This window comes from Streptomyces sp. NPDC054770 (assembly GCF_053611985.1).
Window position 1 is genome coordinate 19,078 of sequence record NZ_JBSHBL010000010.1, and the last position, 16,024, is coordinate 35,101.

The following is a 16,024-nucleotide window of genomic DNA, read 5'->3' on the forward strand; positions in this document are numbered from 1 at the left end:
GGCGGACTCCTACTCGGCGGACTCCGACTCGGCGGCGAGGACCCGGGCGCGCAGGTCCGCCGGGAAGACTCCCTCGAAGTTGGCCTGCGGAGCGCGTCCGTGGCCCTCCGCCGGGAGCAGCGCGTCATGGACGACGACGGCTCCCCAGCCGCTGTGCAGTTCCTCCTCGGTGAAGCACGGGTACCACGGCATGATCGGCCCGTGCCACTGCTCCTGACGCAGCGTCGGGTGCACCCGGGTGGCCAGCGCCCACAGCAGGTCGGAGTCGTTCGCCGGGTCCACGTCGTCGTCGAGGACGTAGACGACCGGGGAGAGCCGGCCGACCCGGGTGCCGTTGAGCACCTCGCCGATGCGGTGCACGAAGCGCGCGGTGTCCATGCCGGGCAGTTGGTCACGCCAGTTCGACGGGACCGTGATCACCGTCCAGAAGCAGGCGGCGCGCAGCGGCAGCCAGGCGGTGGTGACGGGCAGCCCGGCCTTGCGCAGTTCCGCGACGACCTCTCCGGAGATACCGGCGGCGGGTGCGACGTGCGAGTCGTCGACGGGCCGTCCGGCCGGCGCGAGCGGCCAGATGGGGTCGTCCCGGTAGGTGATCGTCTCGATGCTGAACAGCGGCTGCGGCGAGGTCTCGGGCAGCGCCCAGCCGTGGAACTCGGCAAACGGGCCCTCGACGGCGTCGCGGGTCGCGGACAGCCGGCCCTCGATGACGACCTCGGCGGAGGCCGGCACCTCCAGGTCGCTGGTCTCGCACTTCACCACGTCCACCGGCCTGCCGAGCAGCGCTCCGAGATAGGCGCCCTCGTCGACCTCGGTCGGGACGGTCATGCCGCCGACGACGGCGGCGCCCGGGTCCCCGCCCTGGAAGAGGGCGTACGGCATCGGTTCGCCGATGGCCTCCCACTCGCGCCAGATCATCCCGAGGTGCTGGCCCGGCAGCACCAGTCCGGTCATGTGCCGGTCGTCGATCTTCATGATCCGGGAGATGGCCCAGTTGGTCCACCGGCCGTCCGGCGTCCTGGCCACGACGACGCCCCAGGTGTTGACGTAGGGGCCGCCGTCGGCCTGGTGGACGAACGGGATCGGGAACCGGTCGAGCGTGGCGTCCTCGCCGGTCAGGACGTGCTGCTTGCAGGGCGCGCCGGCGGACGGCACCCGCCGGGGCGGGAGCAGTTCCCCGGTGCCCGCCTGCGCGAGCTTCTCGACCAGTTCGGCGGCGGTCGTGGTGTGCGGCAGGCCGAGCGAGAGCGAGATCCGGGCCAGCGGATGCCCGGGGATGCTGGACAGGGCGCCGGGGGCGCCGACCATGCGGAAGCCCTCGTCGACCCCCTTGAGGTGCTCGAAGAACGGGGCGGGGCGGCCGTTCTCGGTGGAGCGCCGGGTGACGGCGGACGCCTCCAGGTAGGGATCGATCACCCGGGAGACGCGCTGGAGGTCGCCCCGCTCTTCGAGGGCGGCGAGGTAGGAGCGGAAGTCATCGGTGGCGGGCATCAGTTGGTTGCGCCTTTCGGTTCGGTCGGGTGGGGCATTCCGTCCCAGCGCTGCGCCGACGGCACCTGGATGCCGATCTGGTCCAGCACCCGGACGGCGATGTGCCCGACGAGGTCGTCGATGGTCTGCGGGCGGTTGTAGAAGGCCGGCATGGGCGGCACGATCCGCGCTCCCATCCGGGAGAGCGCCAGCATGTTCTCCAGATGGATCTCGCTGAGCGGGGTCTCCCTGGGCACGAGCACCAGGGGCCGCCGTTCCTTCAGCGTGACGTCGGCGGCGCGCGGGATGAGGCCGTCGGCGTATCCGGTGCGGATCCCGGCCAGGGTCTTCATGCTGCACGGCGCGATGATCATGCCGTCGACCGGGAACGAGCCGGACGAGATCGCCGCGCCCTGGTCGTTCCAGGCGTACGTCACGTCGGCCAGGTCGGTGACGTCGCGCACCGAGTAGTCGGTCTCCAGATGAATGGTCGCCCTGGCCCACTGGGACAGCACGAGGTGGGTCTCCACGTCCGGCTGCTCCCGCAGTCGGCGCAGCAGTTCGACACCGAAGACGGCACCGGTCGCCCCGGTCATCCCCAGGATCACTCGTCGCGGCATGAGAAATACCTTCCGTACGCGGTAAGTCCGTACACGGATCAATCTAGAGCACCCGCCTTGCGATGGCAAACGCTCCGTGTGCGGAATGACAGTGCACGGAGGTAACCTGGAGTGCATGACGAGTGGTGCTCGATACGACGGAACACTGGAAGACGGCATGGCGCACCAGCTGCGCCGGGCCTCACAGGCGGTGAACGCCTCGTGGCAGCTGCGCAGCGGCGACCTGACTCCGCCGCAGTTCGCCGTGCTCCAGATCCTGGACGAACGCGGGAGCCTGGACCAGAAGACGCTCGGCGCCCTCGCCGCGGTCGACCGGTCGACGCTCACTCCCCTGCTCGACCGGCTCGTGGCCCGCGGTCTGGTCACCAAGAACACGGATCCGGACAACCGCCGCCGCCAGCTGATCGCCCTGACCCCTGCCGGACAGGAGCGCACGGCGCTGGGCCGCGAGCAGGCCCAGGAGACCAGCCGCTGGATCGAGGAACTGCTCGGTCCGGAGCGGCTCACGACACTCACCCTGCTGCTCAGGGAACTCGGGGACGCGGGCCGCGAGGCGTAGCCGCGTTCCCCCGGTCGTCTTGCCGCTCAAGCCTACGCCCGCGCGCTCAGCGCGCGGGCGAGTCGATGCGCTGGAGGATGCGCTCGGCGTCCTGGCCGAGCCGGCGAAGACGCTCGGGAGAGAGGTTGTCCACGACGAGGTGACGGGCGTTGGCCACGTGGCCCGGCGCCGCGGACTCCAGCTTCCGCATGCCGTCGGGCAGCAGGATGGCGTTGGTGAACCGCCCGTCGGTGGGGTCCGGTTCACGCCGGACGTAACCGCGCTTCTCCAGCCGTTTCACCAGGTGCGACAACCGGGACAGCGAAGAGTTGGTCTCCTCGGCCAGCGTGCTCATCCGCAGGGTCCGGTCGGGCGTATCGGCCAGCATCGCCAGGGCCATGTACTCGACCATGCTCAGGTCCGCGTCCCGCTGCAACTGGGCGTCCAGGGCCCAGGGCAGCCGGTTGATCAGACGGACCACCGACATCCACGAGGCCAGTTCGGCGGGCGTGAGCCACAGGTCGGCGTGCTCGTCGTCCTGCCGGGGCTCGTCGGGAGTCGTCACTTCGGGAGCGTATCAGCCCACTTGAGCCTTCACGCGACGCCGTCTCCTCACCCTGCGGGCGGCACGATCTCCTTCTTGAGGATCTTGCCGGTGGGCCCCTTGGGCAGGGCGTCCGCGATCCACACCTTCCGCGGGTACTTGTAGGCGGCGACCTGCCCCTTGACGTAGGCACGCAGTTCCCCGGCCGTCGTACGGGCTCCCGGCACGAGAACGACCGCCGCCCCGACCTCCTCGCCGAGGTCGGGGTCGGGCAGGCCGACGACCGCGGCGTCGGCGACCGCGGGGTGCTCGTACAGCACGTCCTCCACCTCGCGGGGGTACACGTTGTACCCGCCCCGGATGATCACGTCCTTCTTCCGGCCGACGATCCAGAGGTACCCGTCCCGGTCCACCCGGCCGAGGTCACCGGTGTACAGCCAGCCGTCCCGGATCGTCGCGGCGGTCTCCTCGGGCCGCCGCCAGTACCGCTTCATCACGTTGTGCCCGTGCACCGCGATCTCGCCGGTCTCCCCGCGCGGTACTTCCGTGCCGTGCTCGACCACCCGCACCCGGACACCCGGGATCGGGGTGCCGACCGAGCCGGGCCTGGGTCCGGCCCGCAGGGTGTTGACCGAGACGACGGGCGAGGTCTCCGACAGTCCGTAGCCTTCGAGCACCACGCAGTCGAACGCGGCCTGGAAGTCGTACAGCACCTGGACGGGCAGCTCGGCGCCGCCGGCGAGGCACACGCGCAGCCGGGAGACGTCGTGGCGCTCCCTGCCGGGCTGCCGCACCAGCCTGCTGTACACCGTCGGCACCCCGGCGAAGACCGTCACCCGGTGTGCGTCGAGGATCGCGAGGGCCTGTTCCGCGTCGAAGCGCGGCAGCAGGGTGAGGCAGGCGCCGGAGGCCACGGCGGCGTTGAGGGTGCAGGTCTGCCCGAAGGCGTGGAACAGGGGCAGCCCGCCGAAGATCACGTCGTCGGGGGTGAGCCGGAACAGCTCGCCGGCCACCATGTCGCAGTTGCGGGCGAGGTTGGCGTGGGTCAGTTCGGCGCCCTTGGGCCGGCCGGTCGTCCCCGAGGTGTAGAGAATGACCGCGGTGTCGTCGTCGTGACGGTCGGTCAGGTCGTCGAGGGGCGGGGCGGATTCCAGCAGGCCGTCGAGGGCGCCGGGGCGGACGGCGATCGCCGCCGCGTCCGCCTGCCGCGCACCGCCGTGTGCCTCCTCGGCGAAGTCGTGCCAGGCGAACAGCAGCCGGGCCCCCGAGTCGCCCAGGTAGTAGGCGATCTCGCGGGACTTGAGCAGGGGGTTCATCGGGACGACGGTGCCACCGGCCCGGAGTACGCCGTAGTAGACGACGGCGAACTCGGGAACGTTGGGCAGCATGACCGCGACCCGGTCGCCGGGCTTCACACCGTGCTCGCGGAGCAGGCCGGCCATGCGGGCGCTGCCCCGGTCGAGCGCGCGGTAGGAGACGGTGGTGTCTTCGAGGCGGAGCGCGGGGCGGTCCGGGTGTGCCCGGGCGCTGTCGGGCACGTGGTGGGCGAGGTTCATGGCGCGTCCTTCTCAAGCACTCTCCAGCGCTTCTCCAGCACTTCGCAAGCACTTCGCAGGGGCTCGAACGATCAGAGACTAGGCCCGGAACACAGGGAAATCACTGGGCTCGCGATACGACCCCGGGGCCCGAATTGGTGCCGTCGGACCATTCTGCGGTTAGCTTTGAGGCATGGCTGCGGAGCACCCAGAAGCCGTCAAACAACTGTCCGTGGTCGCGGAGAACGTAGGGTCACGTCTTCCGGAGGTCGGCCGCGACATCGGAGACTACGTTCTTGCCGAGATACCCGAGCTCAGGGGCGACGCGACCATCGTCAAGATCCTGCGGGCGAGCATCTCGGAAAACGTCGGCACACTGCTGCACGTCTTCGAGAACGACATTCCCCTGGAAAAGGTCGAAGGGCCCGCGGCCGCCCTCGAATACGCGCGGAGACTGGCCCAGCGGGGCATTTCCCTGAGCGCGTTGATCCGGGCCTACCGGATCGGTCACTGGCGCTTTCTCCAGTGGTGTCTGGACGAACTCAACCGGCAGAACGCCGCCGAGGACCTGGCGGTCGCGACCAACCGGCGGATGCTGCACACGAGCTTCGGCTACATCGACCGGATCACCGAGCACGTCATCGCGGAGTACCAGCACGAACGCGACAACTGGCTGCTCAGCCAGACCGCGGCGCGCGCCGCCCGGGTGCGCGACATCCTGGCCGCGAGCGACGTCGACCTCAACTGGATCGAACCGACCCTCGGTTACCGGCTCCGGCAGCATCATCTCGGGCTGGTGGCGTGGCTGCCCACGCCGACCGACGGGGGCGAGGGGCTCTCCCGGCTGCACCGGACCACCGACGAGATCGCCCAGCGACTGGGCTGCCCGGCACGGCCGTTGTTCGTCCCCCGGGACGCGATCGTGTCCTGGGCCTGGCTGCCGCTGGGCCCGAGGAACGACGTGCCCTGGCACGAGGTCTCGGGCGTGCTGGAGCGCGGCGATCCATCCGTCCGCGTGTGTGCCGGGGGCGTCGGATACGACGTCGAGGGATTCCGGGCCACCCACCGGCAGGCACTGCGCGTACAGGAACTCGCGGCCATGGCCGATCCGGTGCCCCGGTTCACGCACTTCTCCACGGTGGCCCCCATCGCCCTGATGGCCACCAACATCGACGACATACGCGCCTGGGTGTGGGACGTCCTCGGTCCGCTGGCCCTCGATGACGAGAACAGCGCCCGCCTGCGCGAGACCGCGCAGATATTCCTGGACAACAGCTGCAGCTACACGGCCACGGCGAGCGCCCAGATCCTGCACAAGAACACCGTGCAGTACCGCATCCGCAAGGCCGAGGAAATCATGGGGCACCCCATCCAGAAGGAGCACACCGATCTGGAGATCGCGCTGCGCGCCGTCCGGTACCTCGGCTCCACGCTGCTGCGCACGGACACCTGACACAACGCACGGCACGCTCTCCCTGTCAGCGGCCCTGCCAGTGCGGCTGGCGCCGTTCCGCGAAGGCGTGGGCGCCCTCCTGGGCGTCCTGGGAGGCCAGCACCGGGTCGGCGATGAGGTCCTGGTCGGCGAAGGCGTCCTCGTCGCTGAACGCCCGCCGCTCGTTGACGACACGTTTCACGGCCTCCACCGCCAGGGGTGCGTTGAGCACGATGCTGCGGGCCAGTTCCAGGGCCCGGGGCAGCGCCTGCCCCGGCTCCGTGAGCTCGTTGACCAGGCCGAAGCGTTCGGCCCGCTCGGCGGGCAGGGTCCCGCCGGTCAGCAGCAGTTCGAGCGCGATGTTGTGGGGGATGCGCTCGGGCAGCCGCACCATGCCGCCCTCGGGCGGCACGATGCCGTAGCGGACCTCGGTCTGGCCGAAGGTGGCGTTCCGCGCGGCCACGATCATGTCGCAGGCGAGCGCCATCTCGGTGCCGCCGCCCAGCGCATAGCCCTCGACGGCGGCGATGAGCGGCGTCCTGAGGTGGGCGCGGGTGATCCCCGCGAAGCCCCGTCCGGCCACGATCGGCCTGTCGCCGGCCGCGAAGGCCTTGAGGTCCATGCCCGCGCTGAAGACTCCGTCGGCCCCGGTGAGGATGCCGACCCTGAGATCGTCGCGGGACTCCAGCTGGTCGAGGGCGGCGGCGAGGGCCCGCGCGGTGGCCCCGTCGATGGCGTTGCGAGCCCTGGGCCGGTCGATCGTGATCACGAAGATGCCGTCGATCTCCTCGGTCCGTACGGTCGGTGCGTTCCTGGCCGTGGTCATGACGTGTTTCCCTTCTTTCCTGGCGGCCCCCTGGCAGCCCAGGCCTCAGGCGACGGCCTCGGCCTTGTGCAGTTCCTCGATCCCGGCGGTGTCGAAACCGAGGTCACGGAGCACGGAGTCGGTGTGTTCGCCCAGGTCGGGGGCCGGTCGCGGCCGGACCTTGGGTTCCTGGTCCAGCCGTACGGGGCTGTCCACGGTCAGGTGCGGGTCGGTGCCGCCGTCGTCGATCGGTACCAGGATCTTGTTGGCCACCAGCTGCGGGTCGTGGGCGAACTCCTCGATGGTCTGGGCGACGCCGTAGGTGAGGCCCGCGGCGTCGAGCACCTGACGCCACTCGGCCAGCGGACGGGCCGCGAACGTCTTGTCCAGCAGGCCGGCGATCTCGCCGGCGTGGGCGCGGCGGCTCTGCGAGTCGGCGTAGCGCGGGTTCTCCGCGGCCTCGGGGCGGCCGATCGCCTGGAGGAAGAGGGGGACCTGCTTGTCCTCGTTGGCGAAGGCCAGCAGCAGCCAGCGGTCGTCCGCGGTGCGGTAGGCGTTGGCGAGGGCGTTCGGCGGGTCGGTCCTGTCCACCGGGCGGGGGGCCTTCCCGCCGACCAGGACGGCCTGCAGCCACATGCCGGCCGCCCAGGCGCCCTCGGCGACCAGCGACGCGGTGACGCGTGCGCCCTCGCCGGTCCTCTCCCGCCGGTACAGCGCGGTCATGATCCCGGCGAACAGGGTGATCGCCGTCGGGTGGTCGCCCGACCCGAACGCGTTGATCGCCGGGGGCGCCTCGTGCTGGCGGGTGACGTCCATGAGGCCGCTGCGGGCCCAGAACGCGGTCACGTCGAAGCCGGGCAGGTTCGCGTCCGGGCCCTCCTCGCCGAAGCCGGTCACATCGGCGTAGATCAGCCGGGGGTTCAGCGGGGTCAGGTCGTCGTAGTCCAGGCCCAGCTTGGCCCGGGTGTGCGGCGGGAAGTTGGTCACCAGCACGTCCGCCCAGGCCACCAGCCGTTCGACCACGGCCCGGGCGCCGGGTGCCTTGAGGTTGAGTGCGATGCTGCGCTTGTTGCGGTTGTCCAGCTGCCAGGGGTAGTTGACCCCCTCGACACGGGGGTTGGGTGGCATGCGGCTGAGCGAACGGTACGCGTCGCCCACGCCCGGGGGTTCCACCTTGACGACGTCGGCGCCGAAGTCGCCGAGGATGGTGGCCGCGGCGGGCCCTGCGATGAAGCTCGCGAGATCGACGACGTGCAGTCCCTCGAGGAGGGGCGTGCTGCTCATGACGACTCCTTGTCCTCGACGGTCCTCGACGGGGCGCCGGGTCAGTGGTGGCTGGGCGCCGCGGGCACGAAGGCGCTGTAGCCGGTGATGTCCCGGCCGACGATCAGCGCCTGTACGGTGTCGGTGCCCTCGTAGGTGTCGATCGCCTCGATGTCGCACAGGTGCCGGGCCACGTGGTAGTCGAGCAGGATCCCGTTGCCGCCGAGCATGTCGCGGGCGTCGGCGAGGATGGCCCGGGCCCGTTCGGTGTAGTGCATCTTGGCCAGCGCGACCCGGGGCATCGAGTACTCGCCCTCGTCCAGCAGCTGGCTCAGCCGGTGCTGCATGCACAGCATGTCGGTGATGTCCGCGAGCATCCGGGAGAGCCGGTACTGGATGAGCTGGAAGGCGGCCAGCGGCATCCCGAACTGCCTGCGCTGCTTCGCGTAGGCCAGGGCCGTCTCGTAGCCCGCGACCGCGGCCCCGATCGACTCCCAGGCGACGCAGAAACGCGAGGCCAGCAGGACCTTCTCGGTGTCCCGGAAGGTGTTGACGTTCGCCAGCCGGTTCGCGGCCGGCACCCGGACGTCGGTGAGGGAGATCTGCGCGTTCTGGACGCAGCGCAGTGCCGTCTTGCCCGTGATGACCTGTGCGTCGAACCCGGGCGTGCCCTTCTCGACCACATAGCCGCCGACGTGCCCGTCGTCGCCCCGGGCCCAGATGATCGAGTAGTCGGCGAAGGTCGCGTTGCCGATCCACCTCTTGTGACCGTTGATGACGTACGAGTCGCCGTCGCGGCGCGCGGTCGTCTCCAGCTTGACCACGTCCGAGCCGTGCGTGGGCTCGGTCAGGCCGAAGGCGCCGAGCTTCTCCATCCGCGCCATCGCGGGCAGGAAGCGCTGCTTCTGCTCCTCGGAGCCCAGCAGCGCGATCGACATCATGGCCAGGGCCGAGTGGACCCCCATCATGGTCGAGATGCTCAGGTCGCCGCGGGCCAGTTCGAGGATCACCAGGCCCGCCGTCACGTTGCTCATTCCCGGACAGCCGTTCCCGGAGATCTGGAAGCCCGCGATGTCCAGCTGCGCCAGCTTGGGCACCAGCTCGAACGGGAACTCCGCCCGCTCCCAGTACGGGTTGATGACCGGGATGACCTCCTGGTCCATGAACTCGCGGACCTTCTTCTTCAGGGCCCGCTGTTCGTCGGTGAGCAGGTTGTCCAGAAGGAAGTAGTCGGAGAACTCCGACCCGCCCAGCACGGGCGGCTCCACCCCGGACGAGTTCCCGTTGGGGCTCGCGAGAGCGTGTCCCTGATCGGCTGCCGCGCCGTGTGTCGCCTTCATCTGCCGTTCCTTCCGATCGGGGATCCGATGGGTCACTGCGTTCGACGCTAGGAGGCGGCGGAGGCACAGCCACTGGGCGCGGAACACCACATTGCCGACCGATTTGGTGCTCTTGTACCAATTCTTCAGCGAGGCGTCGGCCTTCTCCCGCCGGACAAGCCTCGTACTGTTCTGCCGATCGGCTGCGCGGCAGCGGCTGCCCGGTCCGGTCCAACGGCCCGTTCCCCCGGCCGCCGGCCCTCAAGTACCGCGAGCGGCACAGGTGTTGTGTCAGTAGCCCCAGCAGTTGGCTCCGCACCCGGCCGTACGCACGGCGGTCGGACGCCGCAGTCGCCCGTCGGCCGAAGGGTCCTGTACCGCGGTACCAACAAGCCGCCCGAATCCTGGGCGCGCAGCCCGATGCGCCGCCACTCCCCCGGGCCGAGGGTTGTCCCGTGGCCGCCGCACGGCGCCTCCACGTACCTTCCGTGGCCAACGATCAGGAGCAGTGATCAGCCATGACATCGCACAGGCCCGTCCACCGCGTGGCGATCGTCGGGACCGGCACCATCGGTGCCAGTTGGGCGACGCACTATCTCGTCCGTGGCTTCGACGTCACGGCGACCGATCCCGCGCCCACCGCGGAAACGGCCCTGCGGTCGTACGTGGCGGGCGCGTGGGACGCGGCCGCGGCGATCGGGCTCGCGCCCGGCGCCTCGCCCGACCGCCTCGGTTTCACCCCGGACATGCGTCAGGCCGTCGCGGACGCCGACTTCGTCCAGGAGAACGCCCCCGAGCGCCCGGAGCTCAAGGTGAAGCTGTTCGCCGACCTCGACGACGCCACACCACCGGACGCGATCATCGCGTCGAGTTCGTCTGGCATCACGATGAGTGACATCCAGGTCGACTGCCGGCATCCGGAGCGGACCGTCATCGGTCACCCCTTCAACCCGCCGCACGTCGTCCCCCTGGTGGAGGTCGTCGGCGGCACGCGGACCGCCCCGGAGACGGTCCGGGACGCCATGGAGTTCTACGCCGCGATCGGCAAGAAGCCGATCCACCTGAAGAAGGAGCTTCCCGGGCACGTCGCCAACCGCATCCAGGCCGCGCTGTACCGCGAGGTCGTGTACCTGGTCCAGGAGGGTGTGCTCGACGTGGCCGACTCCGACGACGCGGTGTCCTGGGGGCCGGGGCTGCGCTGGGGCGTGATGGGCCCGCACCTGCTGTGGCACCTCGGCGGCGGCGAGGGCGGCATCCAGCACTTCATGGACACCCTCATGCCGCGGATGGTCGGGTCCTGGGAGGAGCTGGGCACCCCCGAGTTCACACCCGAGCTCAGGGACACGATCGTGAGCGGTGTCCTCAAGGAGGCGGACGGCCACTCCGTCGACGAGCTGTCCGCCCGCCGTGACGCCATGCTCGCCGCCCTGCTGGCCGTACGGGCGCGGCACGACCTGTCCGGACCGCCGACCGGGACCGCGGGCGGGCCGGGCGCGAAGGAGGGGACGTGATGGGAGGCGAGGAGCGGCTCTTCGTGCTGGAGGCCAGCGGCGGTGGCCGTCTGTTCTCGGTGCGCCCCGACGGCTCCGGCAAGACGGTCCTGGTCACCGGGTGCCGGATCCCCGACGGCGTCGCCGTCGACGTCGACGCCGGGTACGTCTACTGGACGAACATGGGCGTCCCGGCGGCGAACGACGGCTCGATCGAGCGCGCGGACCTGGACGGCGGCAACCGGACGACGATCGTCCCCGACGGCGCCACCCACACGCCGAAGCAGATCCACCTGGAAGCGGCCGACCGGAAGCTCTACTGGGGCGACCGCGAGGGCATGCGTGTGATGCGCTGCGACCTCGACGGCTCGAACGTCGAGACCCTCGTGCGGACCGGCGAGGGCGAGGAGGACGGCCGGGACGAGACCAAGTGGTGCGTGGGCGTGGCCGTCGACCCTGTCGGCGGACACCTCTACTGGTCCCAGAAGGGTCCGAGTGACGCGGGACGCGGCAGGATCCTGCGGGCCGGCACCACCCTGCCCGCCGGGCAGACACCGGACGGGCGCACCGACGTGGAGGTGCTGTTCGAGGGGCTGCCGGAGCCGATCGACCTCGAAGTCGACCTCCAGGCACGGGCGTTGTACTGGACGGACCGCGGGGACCCGCCCAAGGGCAACACCGTCAACCGGGCCCCGCTGGACCCGCCGGACGGCCGGTGGACGTCCGAGATCCTCGTGACCCACCTCATGGAGGGCATCGGCATCGCCCTCGACCCGGACCGGGACCACATGTACGTGACCGACCTCGCGGGGACCGTCTACGCCGCCGGCCTCGACGGATCGGACCGGCGGGAGATCCTCGTCGCACAGGGCAACCTGACGGGCATCGCACACGCCGTGGTGCAAGAGGGGTGACCACCATGACCGGAAACTTCGGCGACTTCCAGATCGGCGTCTACTTCGACGCGGTGCACGGCGTCACCTCGCGGTACCCGTTCGACGCCGCGTCCGTCGAGCGCAAGGCGGCCCAGACACTCCCCGACTGGGTGTACCGGTACGTCTCGGCCGCCGCCGGCGACGGGCGCACCCAGCGCGCCAACATCGAGGCGTTCACGCGCTACGGCATCATCCCGCGGATGATGGTCAGCCCGCCCCAACGCGACCTGTCCGTCTCGCTGTTCGGCAAGCGGCTCGACTCGCCGATCTTCATGCCTCCCATCGGCCTGGTCGGCCTGTGCGCGCCGGACTTCCACGGGGACGTGGCCGCCGCCGAGGCGTCGGCCGCCACCGGTGTGCCGTTCACCCTCTCGACCTTCTCCCAGACCCCGATGGAGCAGGTCATCCCGCACTCCGGCGACACGCCCGCCTTCTACCAGCTGTACCTGCCCGGCGACCGGGAGCTGGCGGCCAGCCTCATCCACCGGGCCGCGGACAGCGGCTACTCGGCGCTCGTCCTGACCGTCGACTCCTGGGCACTCGGCTACCGGCCGGCCGACCTGGAGCGGGGCAACTTCCCCCAGTTCCGCGGCTTCTGCATGCAGAACTACTACTCCGACAAGAATTTCCTCAAGCATCTGGACAAGCCGCCGGAGGAGGACCAGCCGGCCGCTCTGCGGCACTACGCGAAGATCTTCCAGCATCCGCTGTCCTGGGAGGACCTGCGGTGGATCCGGTCGCAGACCGAACTCCCCATAGCGATCAAGGGGATCCAGCACCCCGACGACGCCCGGATGGCGATCGACAACGGCGCCGACGTGCTGTACGTCACCAACCACGGCGGCCGGCAGGCGAATTCGGGTATCTCGACGCTTGAGCTGCTGCCGGGTGTCGTGCGGGCCGCGGGCTCCACGCCGGTGATGTTCGACGGCGGTGTGCGCAGCGCGACCGACGCCGTCATCGCTCTGGCGCAGGGCGCGACGGCCGTCGGCATCGGCCGGACGTACGCGTACGCGCTCTCCTACGGCGGCGCCGAGAGCCTGACCCACTTCCTCAAGGCGCTCCTCGCCGAGCTGGACCTCTGCCTGGCGATCTGCGGCTTCAAGGACATCGCCGAGCTCCGCGAGGCCGGCGTCGAACCGGTCGTGCAGCAGCACTGACGCGGCGAGCGAGGCGGAAGGTGAGGAACATGAGAGTCAGGTCGGTCGAGTGCCGCACCCTGCGGACCGAGGTCGGCGAGAACGTCATCCCGGCGAAGGGCAAGGCGAACCGGATGCCCCCGCTCGTGCTCACCTCGGTCACCACCGAGGGCGGCGTCGAGGGCGACTACATCAGCTACTGCACCCCCGAGCGGACCGTCGAGCACGGCGTCGGCATGGTCCGCGACCTGCTGGTCGGCCGCGACAGCTACGACGTCGGCGCGATCTCGCAGGAGCTGGCACATGTCCTGCCGTTCAACACCCACCCGCAGGTGTTCGCCGCGGCGGACATCTGTCTCTGGGACATCAACGCCAAGGCCGTCGGCCTCCCGCTGTACAAGTACCTCGGCGCGTGCCGCGACCGGATCCGCGCCTACGCCAGCACCGTCCCGTACCCCGACGTCGACGGCTACGTCGAGGTCATCTCGGACGCCGTCGCCCGGGGCTGCACCGCGGCCAAGGTGCACCCCTTCGGCGAGGCGAGACGCGACGTCGAACTCGTGCGGGCACTTCGCTCGGAGTTCCCCGGCATCGACCTCATGATCGACCCGGTGTGTGCGTACAACGTTCCCGATGCCCTTCAAGTCGGTTACGTCCTCGACGAGTTGGGCTACTTCTGGTACGAGAACCCGATCTCGGACTACGACCTCGACGGGCTGGCGTACCTCAGCGGCAAGCTCCGGACCCCGCTGGCCGTGGGCGAGCAGAACTACGTCGGGTTCCCGGCGCTGCGCGAGTACCTGAAGTCGGGTGTCGGCTTCTACGTCCGCAGCCTCGGCGAGTACGCCGGCGGCCTGACGCACGTCCTCAAGTCCGCCCACGCGGCCGAGGCGTTCGCCATGAACTACGAGATCCACAGCTACGGTCCGCCGCTGAACCTCGCCATGTACCTCAACGTCGCGCTGGCCGTGCCGAACTGCGAGTTCGCCGAGGTCATCGTCCCGGAGACGCTGCTGGCCATGGGGATGGCCGACATCCCGACGATCGGCGCGGACGGCTGCCTGGAGGCCCCGACCCGGCCCGGCCTCGGCTACCGCATCGACCGGGACGCCGTCGAGAACCTCACCGTCAAGGTGTTCTGACGGCACGTCATGTCCCGTGCGGCCCCTGTGCCGTCGTCCGCAGGCGCGGGCCCCTGATGGACAGCCGGCCGCCGAACTGGGTGATCTGGGAGGCGGTCGCCGCGGTGAACGTGATGGTGCGGGTGACGGCGGGGCGGTGCGGGTGCGAGAGCCAACGGGGCACGGAGTCGGGGGTGACGGTGACGGTGCGGTGCGCCGGGAGGGGGCCGCCGCCGAGGCCCGTGACCCTGCCGGTCAGCTTGCGGACGTAGAGGGTGGCCACCCCGCCGGCGCGCTGCCCCTTGAGCGTGGAGGTGGTCGCCGGCCTGGCCCGGAGGCGGATCGCCGCGCGGCCCCGGCCCGCGGTCAGATCGAGGTTGACGGCGTCCAGCGACCGTACCGTGAACTTCAGGGCCCGGACGGTGCCGGCCCCGGTGCGTACCGAGACCACTCCGCGGAACCGGGCGCCGCGGAGTACGAGCCGGTCGGCACGGAGCACGCAGGGGCCCCTCGCGGGGCGCACCGGGAGCGACGCGTCGAACCGCGCATGAGAAGCGCCTCCGACGCTGTCGGCGCTGCCTGCCTCCTGCGGTACGCCGAGGTGCAGGAGCACGGCGACGCCGGCCATGGCCAGCGCCCCCGCGAGCGGCCGGGCCACACCACCGAACAGGTCAGGTGCCACTGCGCTCTTCTTCCCCCGCAACCGCCGCAACCGTCTGGCCGTCCCCCGCCGTCGGCGGCTCGTCGACCGGTGGCGGCAGCCAGGCACAGGCCAGGGAGCCGCCGACCAGACCGGAGGCCACGCCGAGGAAGAGGCCGCCGAAGTTCGCGACGGGGAAGGAGACAAGGGCGAGCAGGAGGGTGGCGATCCCGGCGAACACCCTGAGGTGGGGGCGGCAGCAGAGCGCGACGCCCAGGGTCAGGAGCAGGGCTCCGATCACCAGCGAACCGGCGCCGGACGTGGTCGACAGGGCGAGCGGAAGGCCGCCCAGGTTCAGGTTCGCGTAGGGCCAGTAGAGGATGGGCAGACCGGCGGCGAAGGTGAACAGCCCGGCCCAGAAGGGTCGTTCGCCACGCCAGGTACCGAACCTCTGCCAGAACTCCGGTGCCCTGACGAGCAGTTCACGTCCTTTGCCGAAAGCGGCCGCCCGGGTCAGAAGCATGAGTGGTCGCCCTGCCGGAGCCGCACCCGCAGGCCCGGGATGTTGAACGTGCCGGCGGAGACGGCGAGCGCGGTCACCCGTACGTCGTTGAGGGTGGTCGACACCGCCTGCTGGGCGACGCCGTCGGGATCGAAGAACCGCGAGTTCCGGTCACCGGACCTGATCGGGCCCTTGGTGACGGCCCCCTGGGCGACGCCGATGTCGAGGCCGTTGAAGTTCGCTTCACCGACCGACTCGGTCGTCGCGTCGATGAAGAGGTTCGAGGCCTCGACCGGCCGGCCGCCACCGCCGGTGAGCCGCAGGGTCTGGGTGCCCACCACCGGGACGTCGACGACGACGGACTGGCACAGTCCCTCGACCGTCGCATGCCGGAAACCGGAGACCGCGACGGGGACGAGCCGGTGCTCCCTGGTCACGTCGATCATGCCGTAGAGGCTGAATCCGCGGGCGGTCAGTGAATCGGCGGAGACCTGGAACTGCTGGCCGGAGATGAAGAAGGAGGCGGCGAGCACGCCCTGTGCCATGGCGACACCGAGGGCGGCACAGGCGGCGACGCCGGGCACCAGGATGACCGCGAAGCGTCTCCAACGGGTCCTTCCCGCGCGGTGCGACATCCCGTCTCCTTCGGTCGTGAGGTGGACCCACCCATGCCG

16 protein-coding genes are annotated in these 16,024 nt (G+C 70.6%); 6 read left to right on the forward strand and 10 right to left on the reverse strand.

What is annotated here, in order from left to right; translation table 11 throughout:
• Positions 1-9 precede the first annotated feature (9 nt).
• Both ACWGKQ_RS11710 and ACWGKQ_RS11715 read right to left on the reverse strand, forming a co-directional pair.
• The gene (locus tag ACWGKQ_RS11710; RefSeq protein ID WP_453291722.1) at positions 10-1,488 is read right to left on the reverse strand and encodes a UbiD family decarboxylase; all 1,479 of its coding nucleotides are present in this window, start codon (positions 1,486-1,488) and stop codon (positions 10-12) included.
• Entirely contained in the window at positions 1,488-2,087 is a 600-nt protein-coding gene (locus ACWGKQ_RS11715) for a non-oxidative hydroxyarylic acid decarboxylases subunit B (RefSeq protein ID WP_453291723.1), read from the reverse strand. The genes ACWGKQ_RS11710 and ACWGKQ_RS11715 overlap by 1 nt, the downstream gene beginning before the upstream one ends.
• 115 nt (positions 2,088-2,202) lie before the next feature.
• Here ACWGKQ_RS11715 and ACWGKQ_RS11720 point away from each other — a divergent pair, with 115 nt between their 5' ends.
• Positions 2,203-2,646 carry a MarR family winged helix-turn-helix transcriptional regulator gene (locus ACWGKQ_RS11720; protein WP_453291724.1) on the forward strand — a complete coding sequence of 148 codons (444 nt, stop codon included), beginning with the start codon at positions 2,203-2,205 and terminating at the stop codon, positions 2,644-2,646.
• Positions 2,647-2,692: 46 nt separating this feature from the next.
• Here ACWGKQ_RS11720 and ACWGKQ_RS11725 read toward each other — a convergent pair whose 3' ends face one another.
• Both ACWGKQ_RS11725 and ACWGKQ_RS11730 read right to left on the reverse strand, forming a co-directional pair.
• Positions 2,693-3,190: a MarR family winged helix-turn-helix transcriptional regulator gene (locus ACWGKQ_RS11725; RefSeq protein WP_453291725.1), complete on the reverse strand. Its 498-nt coding sequence runs from the start codon at positions 3,188-3,190 to the stop codon at positions 2,693-2,695.
• 47 nt (positions 3,191-3,237) lie between these two features.
• Positions 3,238-4,725, reverse strand: a complete 1,488-nt coding sequence (locus ACWGKQ_RS11730; RefSeq protein WP_453291726.1) for a long-chain-fatty-acid--CoA ligase — start codon at positions 4,723-4,725, stop codon at positions 3,238-3,240.
• Between the two features lie 172 nt (positions 4,726-4,897).
• Between ACWGKQ_RS11730 and ACWGKQ_RS11735 the strand changes: the two genes are divergently transcribed.
• Complete coding sequence (locus ACWGKQ_RS11735; protein ID WP_453291727.1) at positions 4,898-6,157, forward strand: PucR family transcriptional regulator; 1,260 nt, start codon at positions 4,898-4,900, stop codon at positions 6,155-6,157.
• Between the two features lie 25 nt (positions 6,158-6,182).
• Here ACWGKQ_RS11735 and ACWGKQ_RS11740 read toward each other — a convergent pair whose 3' ends face one another.
• Genes ACWGKQ_RS11740 through ACWGKQ_RS11750 form a run of 3 tightly spaced genes read right to left on the reverse strand, consistent with a single transcriptional unit; the run spans position 6,183 to position 9,544 of the window.
• A complete protein-coding gene (locus ACWGKQ_RS11740; RefSeq protein WP_453291728.1) occupies positions 6,183-6,962 on the reverse strand; it encodes a crotonase/enoyl-CoA hydratase family protein in 780 nt (259 codons plus the stop codon).
• 45 nt (positions 6,963-7,007) lie between these two features.
• A complete protein-coding gene (locus ACWGKQ_RS11745) occupies positions 7,008-8,225 on the reverse strand; it encodes a CaiB/BaiF CoA transferase family protein (protein ID WP_453291729.1) in 1,218 nt (405 codons plus the stop codon).
• Between the two features lie 41 nt (positions 8,226-8,266).
• Entirely contained in the window at positions 8,267-9,544 is a 1,278-nt protein-coding gene (locus tag ACWGKQ_RS11750; RefSeq protein ID WP_453291730.1) for an acyl-CoA dehydrogenase family protein, read from the reverse strand.
• A gap of 497 nt (positions 9,545-10,041) precedes the next feature.
• On the opposite strand from ACWGKQ_RS11750, the gene ACWGKQ_RS11755 reads away from it, so the two are divergent.
• Genes ACWGKQ_RS11755 through ACWGKQ_RS11770 form a run of 4 tightly spaced genes read left to right on the forward strand, consistent with a single transcriptional unit; the run spans position 10,042 to position 14,229 of the window.
• Entirely contained in the window at positions 10,042-11,034 is a 993-nt protein-coding gene (locus ACWGKQ_RS11755) for a 3-hydroxyacyl-CoA dehydrogenase NAD-binding domain-containing protein (protein WP_453291731.1), read from the forward strand.
• Entirely contained in the window at positions 11,034-11,927 is an 894-nt protein-coding gene (locus tag ACWGKQ_RS11760) for a 3-hydroxyacyl-CoA dehydrogenase (protein WP_453291732.1), read from the forward strand. Before ACWGKQ_RS11755 ends, ACWGKQ_RS11760 begins: the two co-directional genes overlap by 1 nt.
• 5 nt (positions 11,928-11,932) lie before the next feature.
• On the forward strand, positions 11,933-13,108 hold the full coding sequence (locus ACWGKQ_RS11765; RefSeq protein WP_453291733.1) for an alpha-hydroxy-acid oxidizing protein: 1,176 nt from the start codon (positions 11,933-11,935) through the stop codon (positions 13,106-13,108).
• A 29-nt stretch (positions 13,109-13,137) separates the two neighbouring features.
• The gene (locus tag ACWGKQ_RS11770; protein ID WP_453291734.1) at positions 13,138-14,229 is read left to right on the forward strand and encodes a mandelate racemase/muconate lactonizing enzyme family protein; all 1,092 of its coding nucleotides are present in this window, start codon (positions 13,138-13,140) and stop codon (positions 14,227-14,229) included.
• Positions 14,230-14,236: 7 nt separating this feature from the next.
• Here the strand turns inward: ACWGKQ_RS11770 and ACWGKQ_RS11775 are convergent, their stop codons facing one another.
• From ACWGKQ_RS11775 to ACWGKQ_RS11785, 3 genes are read right to left on the reverse strand one after another with little or no spacing between them, the layout of a single operon-like run.
• The gene (locus ACWGKQ_RS11775) at positions 14,237-14,890 is read right to left on the reverse strand and encodes a hypothetical protein (RefSeq protein ID WP_453291735.1); all 654 of its coding nucleotides are present in this window, start codon (positions 14,888-14,890) and stop codon (positions 14,237-14,239) included.
• On the reverse strand, positions 14,880-15,371 hold the full coding sequence (locus tag ACWGKQ_RS11780; protein WP_453291736.1) for a DUF6114 domain-containing protein: 492 nt from the start codon (positions 15,369-15,371) through the stop codon (positions 14,880-14,882). The genes ACWGKQ_RS11775 and ACWGKQ_RS11780 overlap by 11 nt, the downstream gene beginning before the upstream one ends.
• Complete coding sequence (locus ACWGKQ_RS11785; RefSeq protein ID WP_453291737.1) at positions 15,362-15,985, reverse strand: DUF6230 family protein; 624 nt, start codon at positions 15,983-15,985, stop codon at positions 15,362-15,364. Before ACWGKQ_RS11785 ends, ACWGKQ_RS11780 begins: the two co-directional genes overlap by 10 nt.
• Between the last annotated feature and the right edge of the window lie 39 nt (positions 15,986-16,024).